This is a genomic window from Streptomyces sp. NPDC050528, from assembly GCF_044457795.1.
Taxonomy (GTDB): domain Bacteria; phylum Actinomycetota; class Actinomycetes; order Streptomycetales; family Streptomycetaceae; genus Streptomyces.
In genome coordinates, this window is sequence record NZ_JBITHH010000008.1 from 224278 (window position 1) to 246222 (window position 21945).

Consider the following 21945-nt stretch of genomic DNA (forward strand, 5'->3'; position numbering starts at 1 on the left):
GTGGAGCTGGAAATCCCCACCCGTCAAGAGCCCGCCGTGTTAACTCGCCGCGCGCGCAGCGCTCATCCGCGTTTCACGTGCCCCCGGCGCCAGGAGATCTTCGCGGCGGCCGCCAGCACCTGTTCCGCGAGACCGGGCACGGTGTCCTCGTTGATGCGGAAGGTCGGCCCGGACAGCGTCACGGCCGCGACGACCTCGCCGTCCAGGGCGCGGACCGGGGCGGCGATCACGGCCAGCCCGATCTCGTGCTCCTCGCTGGTGGTGGCGTAGCCCCGCTCGCGGATCGTCTCCAGCGCGGCCGCGAGGGGCGCCGGGTCGACGATGGTGTACGGGGTGTACTTCTCCACCCCGCGCGCGAGGATCTCCGAGACCTGGCCCGGGGACATGTACGCCATGAAGAGCTTGCCCGCCCCGGTGGCGTGCATCGGGGTGCGCCGGCCGACCCAGTCGATGCTCGTGATCGCCGCCGCGCCGATCGCCTGGTCGATGCTGATCACGTCGTGCCCGTCGTGGATCGCCACGTTCACGGTGTCACCGACGGCCGCGGCCAGTTCCTGGCAGACGGGACGGCTCAGCAGCGACAGATCGCTCACCGTGCTTGCCCCGGCGGCGAGTTCGACCATCGTGTACCCGATGCGGTACCGCCCGCGCTCGGTGTCCTGCTCGACCAGCCCCCGTGACTCCAGCGTCGCCAGCAGCCGGAACACGGTCGACTTGTGGACCCCCAGCTCCTCGGCGATCTCCGTCACACCGCTGGGCCCCCGCGTGGCCAGCACCTGAAGGATCGACACCGCCCGGTCGACGGACTGCACCGAGTGATCGCGCGGGCGGCTTCCGTTGCTGGTCATGGCGGAAGGGTAGTCGAGGGGGAAGGGCCGCCCGCGAGCGTCCGGCCACCTGGTTTCGGTCGGCGTCACGGCCGAGTCGTGCGCCGTCGCGTGACGACCGTCCGGGGTCAACTCCCCGTTTCCCTTGCGGGGGTTCCTTGCCGGGCGCGGGCCGCGAGGACATGGTCGTACTGCATCACATCACGCACGCGGTCGACGGAGTGACCTTCGGCGTAGCGTACGGCGAACTCCGCATCGACGGCCGCGATGTGTCGGCGATCAGAGTCGCGGACCTCCGGGCATTGTCCAACCGCAAGCCGACGTGGTCTTCCAGCACTTCGCGCTCCGGGGCGATCACGTTGGCTGGGCACTGTGGACGGTCGGCCTCGGCGACGAGTGCGACGCGAGGGCCCCGCGCAGCGTTTCCCATCGCTCCGAAGCGCTTCGCCGTCGGCTGCTTCGAAGGGTTTCAGGCTCACCCGGCCCAACCGGGCAGCCTCGAACTGCTGTTCCGGACCTCGGCGGGAACGGGCAGGGGAGACGGACGGTGGCCAGGCGGTCGCGTTCCCCGGTCGAAGAGGTCAGTGCGTGCACGTCGGCGAGCGGACACACAGGGCGTTCGCGGCGCAGCAGGACTGAGCTTCGTGCGGGGCGGCTGCGGCCCCGGTGGCCGGTCCGTCCACCACCACAACGGCTGGATTCGGTGCTGTGCCCGTATGAGCGGGCCGCCACCATATGGGTCCGGTATCGGGAAACGTCGCAGAGGGCCACCGTGCTGCTGGGGGCACTCTCTCGGGGGAGGGCGTCGTTGTAGTCATGTCTGCGCAGGCACGCCGAGAGCGCTACTTTCAAGCCATCGCCGACTCCACCGTCACCGCGAAGCCACCCCCGCCCGTCGAACGTTCCGCGGAGAGGGCGTCCGGCGCCGCCGTGACCGCGGTCCCACGCTCGGAGGTGACCCGGCGGTTGTGCGCCGCCGCGCACGCCAGGCCCGATCGGCTGGAACCGGTGCGGGCCGCATGGCGGCATCTTCATGCCTACGGGTTCGGCCCCGACTCGGTGCGTGCCCTGCGCGCCTCTGCACGGCCGGTCCGCCGGCGCAGGCCGCCCGAGCGTCTGTGCCCGCCCTTGGGTGAACCGCTCGCCAAATGGACCATAGGGAAGGTGCTCCTGGCCCGCGCGCGTGCCGTACCGTCCTTCGACTACGACCTGGGGCCAGTGCTCGCGCACTGCCTGGCCGCCCGCAGACAGTGGCGTGTCCGGCGTACCGTCCTGCTGGTCGTGCTGGCGTGGATCGCCTGGCGTTTTCCTCTCGGGGTTGCCCTGTGGGCGGTGGCCGGTCTGCTGGCGACGACGGTCGCGCGGTTTCCCGGCCGCCGACGCCGCTGGCGCAGCCGGGCCTGGGCAGGAGCGCTCACCCTGCTGCTGGTCCCGCTGACTCTGGTAGTGCTGGGGCCGACCAGCCAGTTGGGAGGCGAGACGTTGCGGGCCCTGGAGTTCGCCGCCCTCGCCTTTCTGGCCGTACGGATCGTGGACCGGCTCGTCGCGCTCGTCCGTGCTCTGGCCTGCGACCGGGTCCACGGGGACCGCAGACCCTGGGCGGGACCGCGCAAACGCGCCCGGATCGCCATGATCGAACGGGCGCAGGAGCTGAACGCGCTGCCCTACGAACTCTTCGAATCCGATTACTACGCCGCACAGTGGCGCTTCATAGGAGCGGGGAAGTCTCCGTGGGGCCGCCACACCATCAGCATCAAGATGCAGGGAAAGCCGGACGAGGAGGACGAGACCGTCCGCAAGGACTTCGAGGCGTTCACCATCGAGGAACTGCTCTCGGCGGTGCGGGACGACCTGGAGGACCTGACGGTCAGTGAGCCGCCGTTCCATCCGCTTTCCTGCCGGGTTCGCGAAATCTGGGGTGTGCCGGACCGGCGGTGGGTGCGCCTGCCGAGGGACCCCGCGGGAAGTGATCCCGGCGAGGAGCGGAACTGGGAACAGGCGCAGGAAGCGACAGCCTCCGGCGTGGCCACCCGTCGGTATCTGTCCGCGCAGGTCGGGACCTGGTCGGGGCAGTTGGTGGTCACCGCGCTCGCCTCGGCGGTGATCGAGGGGCGGGAACTGCACTTCGTCCTGCGTCCGCACGTCCTGTCGCCCCTCTTCAACGAGGTGGAAGAGGCTGTCGATCCCGAACTGCTGCGCCGTGTCTCGACGTTCGCGCAGGTACCCGTCCAGGCGTCGGGCGATCTCGTGGTTCTTGTCCGCACCGGCTGGCGGATCCTGAAGTGGTGCGCGCGCGAACACACGGAACGGGCCACGGACGAGGGGGAGTTCAGGAAGGTACCGAAGAAACCTCTCCCGGTGAGCTTGCGCGAGCGCTACTCGCCCGTCTACACCAGCGACATGCACGTGTCCGAGGACGCGGTGCGGCACATCGAGATCATCCAGTCGCGCATGTTCACGACCGTCCAGGACTTCCTGGAGGACAGGGGCGTCGATGTGACGGAGTACGAGCGGCAGGTCCAGAACATCATGACGATCGTCCAGGCCGGCGACAACAGCATCATCCAGGCCTCCACGGCCGGGCGGGACGTGAGCGACTCGCGTCAGGAGACCGACAGGTTCGAGAACCGCGGGTCGGACCGCCCGGACGGTGGCGATGGCGGAAGCGGTCGCGGCGGGGCGAAGTCGGGGAAGACGGCCAAGGCCAAGACGGAAGGGGAAGCGACGTGAACTTTTCCCATCGCGAGGGGAGTTGGCGGGACCGGAGGGCGCGGCGTGCGTCGGAGCCGTCGTCGCGCGTTCAGGCGGGGGACGGCAGCAACATCGTGTCCGTGAGCGCCGGCAGGGACGCCAGGAACATCAGCCAGAAGGTCTCTCAGCCAGTGAGCAGCCCGGCGGTCAATGACGTTCGCAAGGCTCTCCAGCAGTTCCGCGAGGCGCTTGAGGGCATCGAGTCCGAGCGGGACCGGGACGCGGGCGAGCGTGCCGCCACGACGATCGAGAGGGGGCTCGGCAACCCGGAGGAACAGCGCGACGGCATCCGGGGCGCCGCCGACACGGTCTCCCTCCTCGGCCGGACGGTGGCTTCACTGGCCGGATCGGCAACAGCCGTCTACGAAGCCGTGAAGGTGCTGTTGCCCTCCTGACCGAGTGGTTTCGCCGCGGCCGGCGCCCGAGGGGCCGGCCGCGGCGAAACGGTGCCGGATACCAGGTGTCAGGTCAGCCGACGATCCGGTGCGTAGTCCAGAACGACGTCAGGTCCGTGGTCGTCGCGGCCTGGGCCGCCGCCTTGAACTCGGCGGTGGTCGAGACGCCGTACCAGTGTGAAGTGGCGTAGTCCTTCAGGAGTTTGGCCATCACCGTGTCGCCCAGGGTGCGGCGCAGGTCGTGCAGGGCGCACTTGCCGTAGCCGTAGACGACGGTGGAGTAGCGGGACGAGTGGGCGTCCCAGTAGGCCATCGAGTTGGTGATGTTCTCCGCCGAGGAGGCCCAGGAGACGCTGTTCCAGCAGTTGGTGCCGGTCAGGCCCTGGGCGAGGTCGGTGGCGTAGTCGGTGAACGCCTCGTCCAGCCACGGGCTGTTGTACTCGTCGTCGCCGACGATGCCGTAGAACCACTGGTGGCCGATCTCATGGGTGAGGGCCGTGGTGCTGACGAGGTCGAGGACGAAGCCGGGGTACTCCATGCCGCCGAACCAGAAGTTGTTGTCGATGACGGCGTCCAACTCGCCGTACGGGTAGGCGCCGAAGCGGCCCGCGTGGGCGTCGACTGCGGACTTGGCCGTCGTGAGCATCGACTGGGCGTTGGACGAGCTGATGCCCGAGACCGAGTAGATGTTGATCGGGGTGCCCGCCGTCGACGTACCGGAGATCTTGGTGAACGGGCCCGCCGCCCACGCGAAGTCGCGGACCTTGGAGGCGGTGGCCGTGGTCACCGTGCGGCCGCTGGTGCCGGGGGTGTCGACCGAGGTGCCCGTGGCCGGGACCAGCAGGGTGGTCGGGTGGTCCAGGGTCACCTTGAAGTCGGCGGCCAGGGAGTAGAAGGACTCGCCGTTGTTCGTGTACGGGTCCAGGTGCCAGCCCGAGCCGTCCTTGATCGCGAGGACCGGCAGCGCGTTGCCGATCATGCTGAACGCGCCGTCGTAGCCGAACCGGTCCGCGCCGCTCGGGACGGTGATCCCCAAGTCGAAGCCGATCGTGGTCGATTGGCCCTGCGCGAGGGGGGTGGGGAGTGCTATCTGGAGGGCCGTGCACGCGACCGAGAGCGCGCCCGCGGTGCCGCCGGTGACGTTGGTGACCGTGATCGGCGGGGCGGTGCAGGTGCCGTGGTAGTTGTCCCACAGCCGCAGGTACACCTCGGTGAGCGGGGTGGCCGAGGCGTTGGTGAAGGTCGTGCTCTCGTGGCCGGTCCAGACCGTGCCGGCGGTGTTGCTGCTCAGGCTGACGGTGTACGCCGGGGCGGCCGGCGTGCGCGTCGAGTCGGCCGGCGGGGCCGTGTCGCCCGAGGTGTTCAGGGCGATGTCGTCCAGGACGAAGCTCGTCTGGAGGCTGGAGTCCTCGGTGCCGCTGAAGGCGAGGCTCACGGTCTGGCCCGCGAACGACGACACGTCGAACGACTTCTGGACGTACCCGGTGGCCTTGTTCAGGTTCGAGTACGTCGCCAGGGTCGTGCTGCCGATCTTCGCCGTGAGCTTGTCGTACGCGGTGGACGAGGTCGTCTCGGCTGTGTCGATGTGCAGCCAGAAGGTCAGCGTGGCGCTGCTGCACCCGGACGGGATCGTCACGCTCTGGGAGAGCGAGTCGGTGTGTGTGCCGCCGGTGCCGTCCAGCCAGGCGAAGCTGGAGCCGCCGTGGGCGGTCTGGCCGGTGCGGTTGGTGATGACGGTCGTCGAGGACTGGGTCCAGGACGACGTACCGCTCTCGAAGTCACCGCCCGCGACCACCTGCGCCGGGGTGCAGGCGGCGGCCACGGGCGCCGCGGCGGGTGCTGCCGCGGCCGGGGTGACGGGGAGCGCGAGGGCGGCCGTCGCGGCGACGGCGAAGACGCCGGCGGCGAGGGCCTTGTGGGGGGTCGATCTCACACGGAACTCCTTATACGGCGGCCGGGATTCCGGCCTGCTCGGTGGCCGCCGGTCCGGACTGGGTGTTCCGGTGGGCGGCCGTGGGAACGCGCGTAGCGCTTGCGTGATCGCGGGGGAAGCTTCGCAGATTTGACCGGTCCATGCCATAAGGAGAGGGAAGTGTGTGCGCGAAGTGGAGGATGGGGTGAGCCAGAGGCGGAGAGAGGTGTGTGCACACCCGCGTTGCACGGGCCATGCCTCGATTTGGCCTCCGGTTGGCCGAATGTACGCCTTCGATTGCTTCCATCGAACGATGGACCACATCACGTTCCTCGTGGCGGTCGTCATCGTCACGGCCTTGGCCTTCGACTTCACCAACGGATTCCACGACACCGCCAACGCGATGGCGACATCCATTGCCACCGGGGCGCTGAAGCCCAAAACGGCGGTCCTGATCAGTGGGGCCCTCAACCTCGTCGGCGCCTTCCTGTCCACGGAAGTCGCCAAGACGATCTCCGGCGGCATCGTCGACGACACCCTGGTCACCCCAGGGATGATCTTCGCGGGGCTCGTCGGGGCGATCCTCTGGAATCTCCTGACCTGGCTGCTGGGACTGCCGTCCAGTTCCTCGCACGCCCTGTTCGGTGGCCTGATCGGCGCCGTCTGGGTCGGCGCGGGCTCCAACGGGGTCCACTTCGACAAGGTCGTGGAGAAGATCCTGATCCCCGCGGTGGCCTCCCCGCTCGTGGCCGGAATCGCCGCTCTCCTCGCCACCTACCTCGCCTACAAGATCACCGCCCGGGCCCGCAAGGACTCGGTCACCAAGGGCTTCCGGATCGGCCAGATCGCCTCGGCCTCGCTGGTCTCCCTCGCGCACGGCACGAACGACGCCCAGAAGACGATGGGCGTCATCACCCTGACCCTGATCTCGGTCGGCGCGCTCGGCCACGACGCCGGTCCGCCGGTGTGGGTCATCACCGCGGCGGGCCTCGCCATCGGCCTGGGCACCTACATCGGCGGCTGGCGCATCATCCGCACGATGGGCAAGGGCCTCACCGACATCCAGTCCCCGCAGGGCTTCGCGGCCGAGGCCGCCTCCACGACCGTCATCCTGACCTCCGCCCACCTGGGCTTCGCGCTGTCCACCACCCAGGTCTGCTCCGGCGGCATCCTGGGCGCGGGTCTCGGCCGACGCCTGGCCGAGGTGCGCTGGGGCACGGCCGGCCGCATGGTCATCGCCTGGCTGGTCACCCTCCCGGCCGCCGCCGCGGTCGGCGGTCTGTCCGCGACCGTCGTCAAGCACGGCGGCAACCTCGGTACGGCGCTGATCGCCCTGATCGCCGCCGCCGTGGCCGGGTTCATCGTGATCGCCTCGCGTCGCAACCCCGTGCACGCGGACAACGTGAACGCGACCCACGAGGTCACCATCCGCAGCGAGGCGTCCTCGGACGTCCGTACGGCCGCCTGAGCCAAGGGAGTTGAGCTATGAGTCTGGACTGGAACGCCCTCGGCGAGGTCTTCGCGGTGAGTGTCGGCGTGACCGTCGGCGTGGTCGTCATCTTCGCGCTGGGCATCCTGGGCCTCGCCCGGGTCGAGGCCGCCCGCGAGGTGGACGGCGGCACGCACGCCCTCGGGCTGACGCAGGCGGGGTTGTGCTTTCTCGCGTGTGCGGCTGTCGTGGCATATGGCATTTATTTGATCGTGCCGCAGTTCCACTGAGTACGGCGGATCACCACCGATCACCTCTGAGCCACTGAACCCCCTTGAGAGGAGGCCGGTATGACCGAACTGCTGACCGGGCTGCGGGTCGACTACACCGACGCCGACGACCCGGTGCTGGTACGGCCCGACGGCAGCACGGTGGACACCTGGCGGGAGAACTACCCGTACGAACAGCGCATGGAGCGCAAGGAGTACGACTGGCACAAGCGGCTCCAGCAGATAGAACTGCTGAAGCTGCAACGCTGGGTCAAGGAGACCGGACGCCGGCTCGTCATCGTCTGCGAGGGACGCGACGCGGCCGGCAAGGGCGGCACGATCAAGAGGTTCACCGAGCACCTGAACCCGCGCGGCGCCCGTGTGGTCGCCCTGGAGAAGCCGAGTGAGCGCGAGAGCGGTCAGTGGTACTTCCAGCGCTACGTCCAGCATCTGCCGACCGCCGGCGAGATCGTGCTGTTCGACCGGTCCTGGTACAACCGGGCGGGCGTGGAGCGCGTGATGGGGTTCTGCACGGACGACGAGTACCGCCGTTTCATGCGCCAGGCCCCGCTGTTCGAGCGGATGCTGGCGGACGACGGCATCGACCTGATCAAGTTCTGGTTCTCCGTCTCACAGGGTGAACAGCGCACCCGTTTCACGATCCGCCAAGTGGATCCCGTACGGCAGTGGAAGCTCAGCGCGATGGACCTGGAGTCCCTGGACCGCTGGGACGACTACACCGCCGCGAAGGTCGCCATGTTCCGGGAGACCGACACGGAGCACGCGCCCTGGACCGTGGTGAAGAGCAACGACAAGAAGCGGGCCCGGGTCGAGGCCATGCGCAGCGTGCTGGCCCGCTTCGACTACGCCGACAAGGACGAGGAGGTCGTCGGCAGCCCCGATCCGCGCATCGTCGGCGCGGCGGCCACGCTGCTGGAGGCGGGGGAGGACGACACGGCGGCGGTGTTCTAGGGATTCGGCCCCTTCGGGCCGGTCCTAGTCGCCGTCGCGCGGCACCAGCGTCACCCGGTGGAAGTTGCAGCCGGTCACGGGCGGGCTCCCGGCGGGGGGCCCGCCCGCGTGTGCCTTGAGGGCGACGCTGACCAGGCTCAGCAGCAGGTCGACGTCCGTCTCGCAGTCCAGGTGGACGGTCACCCAGCGGGACCCGGGGATGATCCGGATCGCGGTCGACTCACTGAGATCGTGGTGGAACCGCAGGATGGCCCCGACCGTGAGATGCAGGTCCACATCGTGGTCCGAGTGGAAATGCACGATCTCGCTGTGGGCGGACCGCAACGCCCGCCCCGTGCCACAACTGGCCGGGACCGCGCTGAGGTCGCGCCAGCCTTCCAGGCGCTGCATGGCTCGCTCGGCCAGGGTCATGTGCCCATCGTGGACCGCGCACCGCTTCGCAACCAGAGGTTGAGCGATTTGTAACCGGGGCGTGAGGTACCGCACACCTGAGGAGCATCGGGTGTGCGGTGCGCGAACCGGGTCAACTCCCCTCGGACGCAAGCTTTCCGGTCCCCTTTTCGTACCCCACCAGCCGCACGCAGGTGGCCACCCCTTCGATGATCTCCGCGATCTCCGAGGAGTCCGGGAACGAGGGCGCGATGCGGATCGTACGATCCCTCGGGTCGTCGCCGTACGGATGGGTCGCGCCCGCCGGCGTCAGCGCGAGACCGGCGTCCGCCGCGCGGCGCACCACCTCGCGGGCGCAGCCGTCGGGCACGTCGAGGGTGATGAAGTAACCGCCCCTGGGCGTCGACCACGTGGCGAGCCCGGTGTCGCCGAGCCGCTCCGCGAGGATGCGCAGCACGGTGTCGAACTTCGGCCGCAGCAGCTCACGGTGCTTGCGCATGTGGTCGCGCACCCCGTCGGCATCGCGCAGGAACATCGCGTGCCGAAGCTGGTTGACCTTGTCCGGGCCGATGGAGCGCTTGGCGCTGCAGCCGCGCAGCCAGGCCACGTTGGCCGGGGACGAGCCGAAGAAGGCGACGCCCGCACCGGCCAGCGTGATCTTCGAGGTGGACCCGAAGACGAAGACCCGGTCGGCATGCCCGCTCGCGGCACAGGCGGCGAGCAGGTCCGCGATCTCCACCTCCTCGTCGGTGAGGTGGTGCACGGCGTAGGCGTTGTCCCAGAAGATCCGGAAGTCGGGCGCGGCAGCAGGCATGGCGGCGAGTCGCCGTACGACGTCGTCGCTGTAGCAGGTCCCGTCCGGATTGCTGTACTTGGGCACGCACCAGATGCCCTTGACGGCGGGGTCCTCGGCGACCAGCCGCTCGACCACGTCCATGTCGGGACCCTCGGCGGTCATCGGCACGGGGATCATCTCGATGCCGAACCGCTCGCACAGCGCGAAGTGCCGGTCGTAGCCGGGCACCGGGCACAGGAACGCGACCCGCTCCTCGGCCGCCCAGCGCCGCGCGGCCCCGGGGAGCGTGCCGAGCAGCGCGTGCACGAGGCAGTCGTGCATCAGCTCCAGGCTGGAGTTTCCTACGGCGAGCAGCTGATCGGCGGGGACCTGGAGGAATCCGGAGAAGATCTCCCGGAGCTCCAACAGCCCGTCCGGGCCACCGTAGTTGCGGCAGTCCGTGCCGTCGGCGGAGGTGTGGCGGTCGCCGGGCAGCGAGAGCAGTTCGGCGGACAGGTCGAGCTGTCGGGCGGAGGGCTTGCCGCGGGTCAGGTCGAGCTTGAGTCCCTTCGCGAGAAGGGCTTCGTAGTCGCTCCGGGCCGCGTCGAGCAGGGCCGGGAGGGAATCTGCGGGGTGCGCAGACGGGGGAGGAGGCGTCACGGGAGCCGACGCTACAAAGCCGGAGGTCACACCACAAACGCATAACTCTCCCGTACCTCCGACGCTCGCGCCGGACGTACGGTGATCCGTGCCTGACCAGGCCACACAAGGTTGATGTCGGATTCCCGCCAGCCCCCGTCCGCCACGTATCGGATGCTGGACACATGCAGAACGGGATGCACACCGACACGGAGCGCTGCGTGCGCGCGGTCCAGTCCAAGGACGCGCGCTTCGACGGCTGGTTCTTCACGGCCGTCCTGACCACCCGCATCTACTGCCGGCCCAGCTGCCCGGTCGTTCCGCCCAAGCCGGAGAACATGACGTTCTACCCGAGCGCGGCGGCCTGCCAGCAGGCGGGCTTCCGGGCCTGCAAGCGCTGCCGTCCGGACACCAGCCCCGGTTCCCCGGAGTGGAACCAGCGGGCCGACCTGGTGGCCCGCGCGATGCGCCTGATCGCCGACGGAACCGTGGACCGCGAGGGCGTCCCCGGCCTCGCCGCCCGCCTCGGCTACAGCACCCGGCAGATCGAACGCCAGCTCCTCGCCGAACTCGGAGCAGGCCCCCTCGCCCTTGCCCGCGCCCAACGCGCCCAGACGGCACGGCTGTTGATCGAGACGACGGCCCTCCCGATGGCGGAGATCGCCTTCGCCGCCGGCTTCTCCTCGATCCGCACCTTCAACGACACCGTGCGCGACGTCTTCGCCCTCTCCCCGAGCGAGCTGCGCAACAGGCGCCCGAAGACAACCGTGTTGACCCCCGGCACGCTCACCCTCCGCCTGCCGTTCCGCACCCCCCTCAACCCCGACAACCTCTTCGGCCACCTGGCGGCGACGGCCGTACCGGGCGTGGAGGAGTGGCGAGCCGGCGCGTACCGCCGCACCCTCCGCCTCCCCTACGGCCACGGCATCGCGTCCCTGACTCCCCGGTCCGACCACATCGCCTGCCGCCTCACCCTCAGCGACCTGCGCGACCTGCCGGTGGCGATCAGCCGCTGCCGGCGCATGCTCGACCTGGACGCCGATCCGGTCGCGGTGGACGACCAGTTGAGGACCGACCCGATGCTGGCACCGCTGGTCGACAAGGCGCCGGGCCGCCGCGTCCCGCGCACGGTCGACGAGGCGGAGTTCGCCGTCCGGGCCGTCCTCGGCCAGCAGGTCTCCACGGCGGCGGCCCGCACCCACGCGGCCCGCCTGGTCACCGCGCACGGCGACCCGGTCGACGACCCCGAGGGCGGCCTGACCCACCTCTTCCCGTCCGTGGAGTCACTGGCGGCGGTGAACCCGGAATCACTCGCGATGCCGCAGACCCGCCGCACCACGTTCACCACACTGATCGCCCAACTGGCCGACGGCACCCTCCACTTGGGAGTGGAGAGCGACTGGACGGAGACCCGCGCCCAACTCCTCTCGCTCCCCGGCTTCGGCCCCTGGACGGCCGACGTCATCGCCATGCGCGCCCTCGGCGACCCCGACGCCTTCCTCCCCACCGACCTCGGAATCCGCCGCGCGGCCCAGGAGTTGGGCCTCCCGTCCACCCCGGCCGCTCTCACCGCACGTGCGGCGGCCTGGCGACCCTGGCGGGCGTACGCGGTCCAGTACCTGTGGGCGACGGACAGTCACCCGATCAACTTCCTTCCCGTATAAGGGAATTGCAGAAGAGAGATTGCAGACGACATGAAGCACCACACGGTGATCGACAGCCCGTACGGCCCGCTGACCCTCGTCGCCGACGAGGACGGCGCCCTCTGCGGCCTCTACATGGTCGACCAACGCCACCGTCCCCCGCAGGAGAACTTCGGCACCCCCGACGACACCCCCTTCGCCGAGACGACAGCCCAACTACAGGCGTATTTCGCGGGCGAGTTGAAGGAGTTCACGATCCAACTACGCCTGCACGGCACCCCGTTCCAGCAAACGGTCTGGGACCAGCTCCGCCGCATCCCCTACGGCGAGACCCGCTCCTACGGCGACCTCGCCGACGCCCTCGGCAACCCGGGCGCCTCCCGCGCGGTGGGCCTCGCCAACGGCAAGAACCCGATCGGGATCATCGTCCCCTGCCATCGGGTCGTAGGCGCGAACGGCAGCCTCACGGGGTACGGCGGCGGCCTCGACCGCAAGCAGCGACTGCTGGACTTCGAGAGCGGGGCGGCGCTCTTCTAGCGCCTCAAGTGTTCCAGTACCTCAACTGCCTCCCGCACCAATGGTGTTGGGGTGTCATGACAGCAGGCGTCGCTCCTTGGCGACGGCCACCGCACCGGACCGCGTCTCCACCCCCAACTTGCCGTAGATCCGTCCGAGATGGGTCTTGACCGTCGCCTCGCTGATGAACAGGGCCCGGGCGATCTCCCGGTTGCCGAGGCCGCGGGCGAGCTGGCCGAGGATGTCGCGCTCGCGCTCGGACAGGGTGGGGTGCGGGCTGCGCATCCGTGCCATGAGCCGGTCGGCGACCGGGGCCGAGAGTGCCGTACGACCGGATGCGGCGCTGTGGATCGCGGTGAACAGTTCCTCGGGGCGGTCGGCCTTGAGGAGGTAGCCCGTGGCGCCCGCCTCGACGGCGCGGGTGATGTCGGCGTCGGTGTCGAACATGGTGAGGACGAGGACGCGGGGGCCTTCGCCGGCGGTCAGTTTCCTGGTGGCCGTCACGCCGTCCATGCCGTCGCCGAGCTGGAGGTCCATCAGCACGACGTCGGGCCGGACTCGGGCGGCCAGGGCGAGCGCCTCTTCGCCGCTGCCCGCCTCACCGACCACCTCGATGCCGTCGGCGCTGGACAGCAGCGCGCGCAGTCCGGCCCGTACGACGGCGTGGTCGTCGCACAGCAGCAGACGTACGGGTACGGGTGTGGTCACGGGACGAGCTCCTCACGGGGATCACGGACGCCGGGGTCGACAGGGACGACAGGGACGGCGACCGACACGACCGTGCCCTCGCCGGGCGCCGACTCCACGCTCAGGGTGCCGCCCGACTGCCGGGCCCGGATCCGCATCGCGGGCAGCCCGTGGCCGCGCGCCTCGCCGGGCGCGGGGGCCGGGGGAGAGGTGACGTCGAAACCGCGCCCGTTGTCGGCGACGTCGAGGGAGACCTGGTCGTCCAGGCAGGTCAGGGTCAACGCGGCCCGGGTGGCGGCCGCATGCTCGCGCACGTTGGCCAACGCGCCCTGGGCGATGCGCAACAGCGCCGCCGCCACTCGCTCGGGCAGCGGGCCCGGATCGCCGTCGAGCCGGAACTCCACCGTCAGACCCGGACCGCTCTCCCGCTCGGCGAGCGCGCCCAGCGCCACGGGCAGGGACTGTTCGACGAGATCGGCCGGTGCCAGGTCGTGCACGAACCGGCGCGCCTCGGCGAGACCGCGCGACGTGATCTCGGCGGCCTTGAGCACATGCCCGTGCGCCGCCTCCGGGTCCGTCCGCCACGTGCGCTCGGCGGCCTGCAACAGCATCTGCTGGCTGGACAGCCCCTGCGCGACGGTGTCGTGGATCTCCTTGGCCAGCCGCTGCCGCTCCGCCAGGACACCGGCCCGCCGCTCGGTGGCCGCGAGCTCGCGACGGGTGCGCATCAGGTCGTCGATCAGGACGCGCTGCCGGGCCGCCTGCCGCTGCGACCGCACCAGCACGGCGGTGGCGACCGCCGCGAGGGCCGGCGGGGCGACGACCATGTTGGGGTTGAGCGCGCCGTCGGCCACCCGTATCTCGGAGGCGACGACGAGCGCGGTGAGTACGGCGGCCAGCGGCACCGCGAACCGCGCGGGCAGCGCGTACAGCCCGGCGAACAGCAGGGGCATCGCGCACCAGGTGGCACTCGGCGCGAGGGCGAGCAGCACGGTCCAGACGGCGAACACCGCGCCCAGCCAGGCCAGATGACGCGCGGTGGGCACGGAACCCGGGCGGGGCGCCGGCGCCAGGAACTGCCCGAGGACGTACAGCAGACAGAAGCCCGCGTACAGCGCGAGCACCCAGCCGGTGCGGGCCCCGCCCTGGTCGCGGGTCAGGAAGCGCACGAACGAGGAGCCGAGCAGCAGAAAGAACGCGGCATGCACGACCAAGGGCAACAGCCGCTCCTCCGGACCGACTTCACCCGCCCCCTGGTGCTCGGTGTGCCCCGTCCCCGGCGATCTCGTGTGTCCCATCCTCCGTGTCTAACGCGACGGACGGGACGGCGCATCAACCGATCGGCTGACATCCGGATCACCCGAACCGCCCCCGGATCACCGCCCGTTGACCGAGCCGGAGACTCAACTCCCGCACCGAGGCTGGCATCAACGCCCCGCACCCCACCTCGGAAAGGCGACGACCCCGTGCCCACCAAGAACCTCACCGTCAACCGCGCCGCCCTCGGCCACCGCATCGCGTACGCCCTGCGCCACCCCGACCGCGTACCCCGCCACCTGGTCCGGGCCACCCGGGACGCGTGGCTGCGCCACCGCCACCCGGACCACGTCTCCTACTACCGCGCCGTGATGCGCTCCGACACCCGGGCCGACCCGGACGCGGCGGTCGGCAGCGCGAGCCGTGAACGCTGGCTGGCACTGGGCGCGTTGCAGTTCGACTACCTCCTGGGCCACGGCCTGCGCCCCGAACACCGCATGCTGGAGATCGGCTGCGGCAACCTGCGCGGCGGCTGGCGCTTCGTCCGCCATCTCGACCCCGGGCACTACTACGGCATCGACATCTCGCCCGACATCCTGGCCGCCGCGCAGGACACGGTCGTGGAGATGGGCCTCCAGAAACGCCTCCCGGTCCTCACCCCCGTACACGACCTGACCCTGCGCTTCCTGCCCGACGCGCACTTCGACGTCGTCCACGCGCACAGCGTGTTCTCGCACTCCCCGCTCCCGGTCATCGACGAATGCCTGGCCAACGTCGGCCGCGTGCTGGCGCCGGGCGGCTGGTTCGACTTCACCTTCGACCGCACGGAGGGCGAGGAACACCACGTCCTGCGCGAGGACTTCTACTACCGCACCGAGACGTTGACCGCACTGGCGGCCCAACACGGCCTGAACGCCCGCTTCATGGACGACTGGGAACAACTCCCGCACGGCCAGTCGAAGCTCCGGGTCACCCGCTGAGTCCGCGGAGCAGCGCGGGCAGCGCCGTCCCGATCGGCTCCCGTACGACCTCGTCGGCGAGTTCGTCGTACGGCGTCTCCTCGGCGTTGACGATGACCAACCGCGCCCCGTGATCGGCGGCGAGCCCGGCGAGCCCGGCGGCGGGCTGCACCTGGAGACTGGTCCCGACGGCGATGAACACCTGACAGGCCTTGGTGATGGCGACGGCCTCGCCGAGCACGACGGGGTCGAGCCGCTCACCGAAGTACACGGTCGCGGACTTCAGAATCCCGCCGCACGCCGGGCATGCGGGATCGTCCTCCCCGGCTTCGACGCGGGCGATGGCATCCTGCATCGGCCCGCGCACCTGGCACCCCGTGCACACGAACTCCCGCGCGGTGCCGTGCAGTTCGAGCACCTTACGCGCGGGCAGCCCGGCGAGCTGATGGAGCCCGTCGATGTTCTGCGTGATGACCCGTACGGGTACGCCGGACTTCTCCAGTTCTACGACGGCCCGGTGCGCGGCGTTGGGCTCGGCCCGGAGTCTGTGGGTCTCGCGCCGCATCTGCCAGGACCGGCGGCGGATCTCCGGGTCACCCATGTAGTACTCGTAGGTGACGAGCTTCTCGGCCTCGGGGTCAAGGCGCCAAAGGCCGTTCGGGCCGCGGTAGTCGGGGATGCCGGAGTCGGTGGAGATGCCCGCCCCGCTGAGAAGGGCGACGAGTGGCTTGCTCATGCGGCCGAGGGTAGGTCGGTGGGGGTGGGGGCGGCGAGTGGATAACACCGGCGGCGCCGATGGCGAGCACACACGCGAGGACGATGCCGGCGTACGCGTCGTCGTCCGCCGGGGAAGGGATCGTCATCAGCGGGGAGTTGCTCCTGGACTCGGACTCGGACTCGGACTCGGACTCGGACTCGGTGTCGGTCTCGTCCGGATGTTCGGGCGCGGCGGCGGGTGCTACCGTCCGCGCATGGCCAAGGTGACCGTCTCCCTCGACGCCGCGCTCGTCGTCGAAGTCATGGTGCTCGCGGGTGTCGGCAACCCGCAGGACGCCGTCGAACTCGTCGTCCGTGACTACATCGAGCGCGGCCACCGCACGGAGGCCAGGGCCGAGGCCCGCGACGACGCGCTGCGCGAGGTGGACGTGAAACCCCGGGACGTCGAGGGCTGAACCCCGCGCGGCAGGGTGGCCGGTGTCGGTCAACTTGCCCGGCCGCGCCCGGTGCTGCCCCCTCTCCGCGTCAGCCGACCCGCACCCCGTTCTCCAACTCCGCAGTCCCCGCGCCCTCTTCCAGCACATCCAGCGAGACCAGGACCCGCAGCCCCAGCGACCCCGGCAGATACTCGGTGACTTCCTCGCGCGGGACGAGTCGCCAGGACAGCAGTTCCTCCTCCTGGAGTTGGATGGAGGCGAGGTCGTTCGGGGTGAGGGTGCCGCCGTCGTAGAGGTAGGCCACCAGCGGTGGGTAGGCCGGGCCGTGGTAGACCCAGTCGACGGCGAGGAGGCGGCCGAGTTCGACGTCGAGGCCGATCTCCTCCAGGGTCTCGCGGCGGGCGCCCTGGCGCGGGGTCTCGCCGTCGTCGGACTCGATCGTGCCGCCCGGAAGGGCCCAGCCCTCACGGTAGTTGGGCTCGACGAGGAGGACGTTTCCCTCGGTGTCGCGGAAGAGGGCGGCGGCCCCGGCGAGGATGCGGGGGAGACCCGCGAGGTACGTGGCGAAGTCTTGCGTGGTGGTCATTCAGGAAGGGTAACCAGCCCGCGCAGCCGCCTCTCCGACTCGCTGCCCGGCAGCGGGAAGTGGCAGACCAGGCTCAGCCAGGGCGCCTCCTGCACCGCGAGCCGTACGAACGACACCTCGATGTCACCCGCATCGGGGTGGTGGTAACGGCGTACGGACGAACGGAACTCCACCACATCGTGCGCCTCCCACAGGCGCGCGAAGTGCGGGCTGGTGGCGACCAGTTCGTCGATCAGCTCCGTGAACCGCGGGTTGTCCAGTTCGTACGCCGCCTGTTGGCGCAGCAGGCCCGCCATCCACTCCGTCTCCGCCTCCCACTCGGGCATCAGGGCGCGGATGCCCGGTTCCCTGAACAGCAGCCAGGCGCTGTTGAGTTCACGGCGCGGCCGGTCGAGCAGGGCGGGACCGAAGAGCGCTTCCTGGGCCCGGTTCCAAGCCAGGACGTCGAAGCAGCGGTCGATGACGAAGGCGGGGTTCGGCATCAGCGTGTCCATGAACGTCCGTACCGCGTCCGGGACTTGGAGCGATCGGTCGGCCGGTTCCGGGGCCGGCCGTCCCGCCAGCCGGAACAGGTGCGCGCGTTCCACGTCGTCCAACTGCAGTGCCCGGGCGAGGGCCAGCAGGATCTGCGGGGAGACGTTGATGTCCCGGCCCTGTTCCAGCCAGGTGTACCAGGTGAGGCTCACGCCGGAGAGCAGCGAGACCTCCTCGCGCCGCAGCCCGGGGGTACGACGCCGACCACCCGCGGGCAACCCCGTCTCCGCAGGGTCGGCGCGCTCACGGCGGGACCGCAGGAAGGCGGCGAGGGCCTTGCGGCCGTGATCCTTGGCTTCTGGTGGTGGTGTCACGGGCACCAGTAAATTCTGCACTCTTCAAGTGGGGAGCGCCTCGGCGCAGGGTGGGAGGGACACCGGCACCGAAGGTCCCGGGTGCTCCGAACTCCCCCTCGAAAGGCGGCCCTTGTGGCTGAGCTGTCCCCGTCCACTCCCCGTACCGTCCTGGTCACCGGCGCCACCGGCGGCGTCGGTTCCGCGGTGGCCCGCGCCCTGCACGCCGACGGCTGGACCGTGTACGCCGCCCACCGCAAACCCGCGGACGCGGAAGCGCTCCGGGACGCCGGCTTCACCCCCGTCCGGCTCGAACTGACCGACGAGGACTCCGTCGCCGCGGCGGCCGAGCAGGTCGGCCCTCGTCTGGTCGGGCTGGTGAACAGCGCCGCGATCATGGGCCAGGGTCCCGTCGAACTGACGCCCGCCGAGGCATGGCGCCGCCAGTTCGAGATCAACGTGATCGGCCAGGCGACCGTCATCCGCGCCTTCCTGCCCGCGCTACGGGCGTCCGGCGGCCGGATCGTCAACATCGGCGCCGTCTCCGCCCGCGTCCCGCCGCCGTTCTTCGGCCCGATCGCCGCCTCCAAGGCCGCCCTCGCCGCGCTCACCCACTCCCTGCGCGCGGAACTCCGCCACCAGGGCGTCAAGGTCACCCTCGTCGAACCCGGCGCCATGGACACCCCCATCTTCGCCACGGCGGACAAGGCGAGCACCGACCTGGGCTGGGCCGGCTCACCGGCGACCCAGCGCCACTACGCCCGCGCCCTGGACGCCGTACGCACAACAGCCGCACGGCAGCCCCTCGGCCCGGTCGCCCCGGCCGTAGACGCCGTCGTCCGCGCGCTGACGGCTCGCCGCCCCGCGACCCTCACCACCACGGGCAAGGACGGCCGAGCTCTCGCCCTGTTGCGCTTCCTGCCGGACGGCCTGCGCGACCGGCTGGTGCTGCGCGCGTTCGGCGTGACGGCGGAGGCGTTCGACGACACGGTGCCTACGGAGTCGCCCGCAGCCCGTCCACGATGAGCCCGAGAATCCGCACGGCCCGCGCCTCGCCACCCCGCGCCGGATCGAGCCGCCACAGCACACTCAACTGAAGCAGCACATCCTCCGGATCGATCCCCGACTTGAGGGACCCGTCGGCCGCTCCCGCCTTCAGGAGTACGGCAATTGCGGCCACGAAGGGCCCGAAGTACTCGTCGTCCGCGCCCCCGTCCGTCGCCGCGTGGATGACCTCGGCGACACCGTATTTGAGCCTCCCGTAGTGGGCGACCTCGTCCAACCAGAGGCGTAGGGCCACGAGCGGGGGATGGTCCGCGAGCAGCGTCGGCGCGCGGTCGATCAGGTGCTGTATGTCGTGCCGGTACAGCTCCAGGATCAGCGCCTCCCGGGTGGGGAAGTGGCGGTAGAGCGTCCCGATGCCGACGCCCGCCTCCTTGGCGATCGCGGTGAGGGACGCGGTGCTCGACGCGGCGATCGCCTCGCGGGCGACGGTCAGGATGCGTTCGCGGTTGTCGAGGGCGTCCCGGCGGGTCGGTTTGGGGTTCACGGGTGGGTCGTCCGTCCGGTGTCGGATTGCTAAGCGGAGGGTCCTCCGGTACGTTGGAGCGTGTACCGGAGGGGCCTCCGTTTCGCTCTCCATTCTGGCACACCCCCACCCGACACCGCAGGGAGCACCGTCATGCCCGAAACCGTCCTGGTCACCGGAGGCAGCGGCTACATCGCAGGCTGGTGCATCGCCGAACTGCTCCGCCGCGGCTACGACGTCCGTACGACCGTCCGCGCCCCGGGCAAGGAGCGCGCGGTCACCGACGCCGTCGCGACCGTCGTCGACCCCGCCGGCCGGCTGAGCTTCGCCGTCGCCGACCTCACCGCCGACGAGGGCTGGGACGCCGCGCTCAAGGGCGTCGAGTACGTCCTGCACGTCGCCTCCCCGCTCGGCGCCGCCTCGGAGGACCCCGAGACGCTGATCGCCGCGGCCCGCAGCGGCGCCCTGCGCGTCCTGCGCGTGGCCACCGAGGCGGGCGTACGACGCGTGGTGATGACCTCGGCCGCGAACGCCGCGAGCCCCTCGTCGTACGCCTCCGAAGGCATCACCGACGAGACACTGTGGACCGATCCGGAGGACCCGACCCTCATCCCCTACCGCCGCTCGAAGACCCTCGCCGAGCGCGCCGCCTGGGACTTCATGCGTGACTACGACGGCCCGACCGAGCTGACCACCGTCCTCCCCGGCGCGGTCTTCGGGCCGGTCCTCACCACCGCGAACCTGGGCTCCGTCGGCATCATCGCGCGCATGGTGAGCGGCAAGATGCCCGGCGTCCCGCGCATCGGCCTCGAAGTCGTGGACGTCCGCGACCTGGTCGACGTCCACATCAGGGCGATGACCTCACCGGCCGCGGCGGGCCAACGCTTCCTGGCCACAGGGGAGTTCGTGTGGATGGAGGACATCGCCCGCACCCTGCGCGACGGCCTCGGCGAGCACGGCCGTACCGTCTCCACGCGCCGCCTCCCGGACTTCGCCGTCCGCCTCGCCGCCCGCTTCCGGGACCCGTCCCTGCGCGAGATCACCCCCGCGCTGGGCCGCCGCAACCGTCACAGCACGGAGAAGGCGCGTCGGGTCCTCGGCTGGGGACCGCGTCCTGCGCGCGAGGCTGTCCTCGACTGCGCCCGGAGCCTGATCGCGCAGGGTGCGGTCTAGGCATCGGCGGTCTGCGCCAACTGCACGGTCCGCGCGGCCAGTTCACTGATCCGCGCCCCGTCGAAGCCGAACACCGCACTGCGCACGGTGTCCTCCAGCGGGTCCTTCCACTGGTCCGGGATCGCGTCCGCGCCGGTGAGCACCCCTGCGACCGAACCGGCGGTCGCGCCGTTCGAGTCGGTGTCCAGGCCGCCGCGCACGGTGAGCGTGATGGTGCGGGTGAAGTCGCCGTCGCCGTACAGGAGTCCGGCGGTGAGGACGGCCGCGTTCGGGATCGTGTGGATCCAGCCGAGCCCCGCGGTCTCCGCGGACACCGTGGTGAGCGTGTCCTCCCAGGTCATCCGGGTCTCGTGCAGCGTGAGCACCCGGCGCACGGTCCGCGCGAGCCGGCAGCCGGGCGGGATCACGGTCAGCGCCGTGTCCAGCGCGTGCCGCACGGTCGGCGCGGTGAACGCCGCCGAGATGAGCGCGGCGGCCCACATGGCGCCGTAGACACCGTTCCCGGAGTGGGACAACACCGCGTCCCTGCGCGCGAGTTGGGCCGCGCGCCGCGGGTCGCCCGGGCTCGTCCAGCCGTAGATGTCGGCGCGGATGAGGGCGCCGATCCACTCCTGGTACGGGTTGTCGTGCGTCGCCGTCAGCGGGGGCTTGAGTCCGTTGGCGAGGTTGCGGTAGGCGGCGCGCTCGGCGGTGAAGGTCTGGAGATACGGCAGTCTCCGCAGCCAAAGCTCTCCGACCTGCTCGGTGCTGAAGCCGAAGCCGTGGGTCTCCAGGAGGTCGAGGCCGAGGATGGTGTAGTCGACGTCGTCGTCACGGCAGCTGCCGTGGATCCGGCCGCGTACGCAGCGCTGCCAATCGGGGCGCAGTTCGAAGCCGTCGCTGTCGCCGGGCGGCTCGGGGAGGTAGTCGGTCAGCGGCAGGGCGGCGGCCTGCCGGAGATAGCGGTCGATGCGGTCGCGTGTCCACAGGTCGCCCTGCTCTACCGGCTTGCCGAGCATGTTGCCCGCGATCCGGCCCAGCCAGCCCCCGAGGATGCGGTCCGCGAGCGCCGGCTCAGTGCCGAGAGGGGTCATACCTCCGGTGTACCCGATTCCCACAGCGTCTGCTCAGCCCGGTCCCAGCGTTCGGTCGGGGCATGACGGCGGGGGCGTCCGCCGGTTAAGGTCGCAGCGGCGCGACTGGCCCCTGAACGCGCGGGGGCCCGTAGAGCAAGGGGATCGCAAGGTGGCGAACGCTGCACAGAGGGGCACCCAGAG

Annotated in this window: 22 protein-coding genes; 11 read left to right on the top strand and 11 right to left on the bottom strand. The window is 70.7% G+C overall.

What is annotated here, in order from left to right:
• Positions 1–62: 62 nt before the first annotated feature.
• Positions 63–848 (bottom strand): IclR family transcriptional regulator, encoded by a 786-nt coding sequence (locus ACIBK4_RS27675; protein ID WP_398998646.1) that lies wholly within the window; start codon positions 846–848, stop codon positions 63–65.
• 795 nt (positions 849–1643) lie between these two features.
• On the opposite strand from ACIBK4_RS27675, the gene ACIBK4_RS27680 reads away from it, so the two are divergent.
• Positions 1644–3557: a hypothetical protein gene (locus ACIBK4_RS27680; protein WP_398998648.1), complete on the top strand. Its 1914-nt coding sequence runs from the start codon at positions 1644–1646 to the stop codon at positions 3555–3557.
• Between the two features lie 101 nt (positions 3558–3658).
• Positions 3659–3973, top strand: coding sequence for a hypothetical protein (locus ACIBK4_RS27685; RefSeq protein WP_398998650.1), 315 nt, complete (start codon positions 3659–3661; stop codon positions 3971–3973).
• Between the two features lie 73 nt (positions 3974–4046).
• Here ACIBK4_RS27685 and ACIBK4_RS27690 read toward each other — a convergent pair whose 3' ends face one another.
• Positions 4047–5906, bottom strand: coding sequence for a M1 family aminopeptidase (locus tag ACIBK4_RS27690; RefSeq protein ID WP_398998652.1), 1860 nt, complete (start codon positions 5904–5906; stop codon positions 4047–4049).
• A 292-nt stretch (positions 5907–6198) separates the two neighbouring features.
• Between ACIBK4_RS27690 and ACIBK4_RS27695 the strand changes: the two genes are divergently transcribed.
• From ACIBK4_RS27695 to ppk2, 3 genes are read left to right on the top strand one after another with little or no spacing between them, the layout of a single operon-like run.
• Positions 6199–7353, top strand: coding sequence for an anion permease (locus tag ACIBK4_RS27695; protein WP_398998654.1), 1155 nt, complete (start codon positions 6199–6201; stop codon positions 7351–7353).
• Between the two features lie 17 nt (positions 7354–7370).
• Positions 7371–7604 (top strand): hypothetical protein, encoded by a 234-nt coding sequence (locus ACIBK4_RS27700; RefSeq protein WP_328827633.1) that lies wholly within the window; start codon positions 7371–7373, stop codon positions 7602–7604.
• 60 nt (positions 7605–7664) lie between these two features.
• A complete protein-coding gene (gene ppk2, locus ACIBK4_RS27705; RefSeq protein ID WP_398998656.1) occupies positions 7665–8555 on the top strand; it encodes a polyphosphate kinase 2 in 891 nt (296 codons plus the stop codon).
• A 24-nt stretch (positions 8556–8579) separates the two neighbouring features.
• On the opposite strand, the gene ACIBK4_RS27710 is transcribed toward ppk2, so the two are convergent.
• A complete protein-coding gene (locus tag ACIBK4_RS27710; protein WP_398998658.1) occupies positions 8580–8966 on the bottom strand; it encodes a luciferase family protein in 387 nt (128 codons plus the stop codon).
• A gap of 112 nt (positions 8967–9078) precedes the next feature.
• The gene (locus tag ACIBK4_RS27715; protein ID WP_398998661.1) at positions 9079–10380 is read right to left on the bottom strand and encodes an aminotransferase class I/II-fold pyridoxal phosphate-dependent enzyme; all 1302 of its coding nucleotides are present in this window, start codon (positions 10378–10380) and stop codon (positions 9079–9081) included.
• Between the two features lie 164 nt (positions 10381–10544).
• Here ACIBK4_RS27715 and ACIBK4_RS27720 point away from each other — a divergent pair, with 164 nt between their 5' ends.
• Both ACIBK4_RS27720 and ACIBK4_RS27725 read left to right on the top strand, forming a co-directional pair.
• Positions 10545–12023 (top strand): DNA-3-methyladenine glycosylase 2 family protein, encoded by a 1479-nt coding sequence (locus ACIBK4_RS27720; protein WP_398998663.1) that lies wholly within the window; start codon positions 10545–10547, stop codon positions 12021–12023.
• A 30-nt stretch (positions 12024–12053) separates the two neighbouring features.
• Positions 12054–12539, top strand: coding sequence for a methylated-DNA--[protein]-cysteine S-methyltransferase (locus tag ACIBK4_RS27725; protein ID WP_398998665.1), 486 nt, complete (start codon positions 12054–12056; stop codon positions 12537–12539).
• A 54-nt stretch (positions 12540–12593) separates the two neighbouring features.
• Here ACIBK4_RS27725 and ACIBK4_RS27730 read toward each other — a convergent pair whose 3' ends face one another.
• Positions 12594–13226 carry a response regulator gene (locus tag ACIBK4_RS27730; RefSeq protein ID WP_398998667.1) on the bottom strand — a complete coding sequence of 211 codons (633 nt, stop codon included), beginning with the start codon at positions 13224–13226 and terminating at the stop codon, positions 12594–12596.
• Positions 13223–14503: a sensor histidine kinase gene (locus ACIBK4_RS27735; RefSeq protein ID WP_398998669.1), complete on the bottom strand. Its 1281-nt coding sequence runs from the start codon at positions 14501–14503 to the stop codon at positions 13223–13225. The genes ACIBK4_RS27730 and ACIBK4_RS27735 overlap by 4 nt, the downstream gene beginning before the upstream one ends.
• Positions 14504–14671: 168 nt before the next feature.
• On the opposite strand from ACIBK4_RS27735, the gene ACIBK4_RS27740 reads away from it, so the two are divergent.
• Positions 14672–15442, top strand: a complete 771-nt coding sequence (locus tag ACIBK4_RS27740) for a class I SAM-dependent methyltransferase (RefSeq protein WP_398998671.1) — start codon at positions 14672–14674, stop codon at positions 15440–15442.
• On the opposite strand, the gene ACIBK4_RS27745 is transcribed toward ACIBK4_RS27740, so the two are convergent.
• Positions 15432–16157 (bottom strand): Sir2 family NAD-dependent protein deacetylase, encoded by a 726-nt coding sequence (locus ACIBK4_RS27745; RefSeq protein ID WP_398998673.1) that lies wholly within the window; start codon positions 16155–16157, stop codon positions 15432–15434. The two genes, ACIBK4_RS27740 and ACIBK4_RS27745, sit on opposite strands and share 11 nt — an antisense overlap.
• A 235-nt stretch (positions 16158–16392) precedes the next feature.
• Here ACIBK4_RS27745 and ACIBK4_RS27750 point away from each other — a divergent pair, with 235 nt between their 5' ends.
• A complete protein-coding gene (locus ACIBK4_RS27750) occupies positions 16393–16593 on the top strand; it encodes a type II toxin-antitoxin system VapB family antitoxin (RefSeq protein WP_019062937.1) in 201 nt (66 codons plus the stop codon).
• A gap of 70 nt (positions 16594–16663) precedes the next feature.
• Here the strand turns inward: ACIBK4_RS27750 and ACIBK4_RS27755 are convergent, their stop codons facing one another.
• Together ACIBK4_RS27755 and ACIBK4_RS27760 are read right to left on the bottom strand one after the other, a co-directional pair.
• Positions 16664–17161 (bottom strand): NUDIX domain-containing protein, encoded by a 498-nt coding sequence (locus tag ACIBK4_RS27755; protein WP_398998675.1) that lies wholly within the window; start codon positions 17159–17161, stop codon positions 16664–16666.
• Positions 17158–18009, bottom strand: a complete 852-nt coding sequence (locus ACIBK4_RS27760) for a helix-turn-helix transcriptional regulator (RefSeq protein ID WP_398998677.1) — start codon at positions 18007–18009, stop codon at positions 17158–17160. The genes ACIBK4_RS27755 and ACIBK4_RS27760 overlap by 4 nt, the downstream gene beginning before the upstream one ends.
• A gap of 114 nt (positions 18010–18123) precedes the next feature.
• On the opposite strand from ACIBK4_RS27760, the gene ACIBK4_RS27765 reads away from it, so the two are divergent.
• Positions 18124–19014: an SDR family NAD(P)-dependent oxidoreductase gene (locus ACIBK4_RS27765; protein ID WP_398998679.1), complete on the top strand. Its 891-nt coding sequence runs from the start codon at positions 18124–18126 to the stop codon at positions 19012–19014.
• Here the strand turns inward: ACIBK4_RS27765 and ACIBK4_RS27770 are convergent.
• Entirely contained in the window at positions 18983–19537 is a 555-nt protein-coding gene (locus ACIBK4_RS27770) for a TetR/AcrR family transcriptional regulator (protein WP_398998681.1), read from the bottom strand. The two genes, ACIBK4_RS27765 and ACIBK4_RS27770, sit on opposite strands and share 32 nt — an antisense overlap.
• A gap of 132 nt (positions 19538–19669) precedes the next feature.
• Here ACIBK4_RS27770 and ACIBK4_RS27775 point away from each other — a divergent pair, with 132 nt between their 5' ends.
• Positions 19670–20689, top strand: a complete 1020-nt coding sequence (locus tag ACIBK4_RS27775; protein WP_398998684.1) for an NAD-dependent epimerase/dehydratase family protein — start codon at positions 19670–19672, stop codon at positions 20687–20689.
• On the opposite strand, the gene ACIBK4_RS27780 is transcribed toward ACIBK4_RS27775, so the two are convergent.
• Positions 20686–21762 carry an ADP-ribosylglycohydrolase family protein gene (locus tag ACIBK4_RS27780; RefSeq protein WP_398998686.1) on the bottom strand — a complete coding sequence of 359 codons (1077 nt, stop codon included), beginning with the start codon at positions 21760–21762 and terminating at the stop codon, positions 20686–20688. The genes ACIBK4_RS27775 and ACIBK4_RS27780 overlap by 4 nt on opposite strands.
• Positions 21763–21945 lie beyond the last annotated feature (183 nt).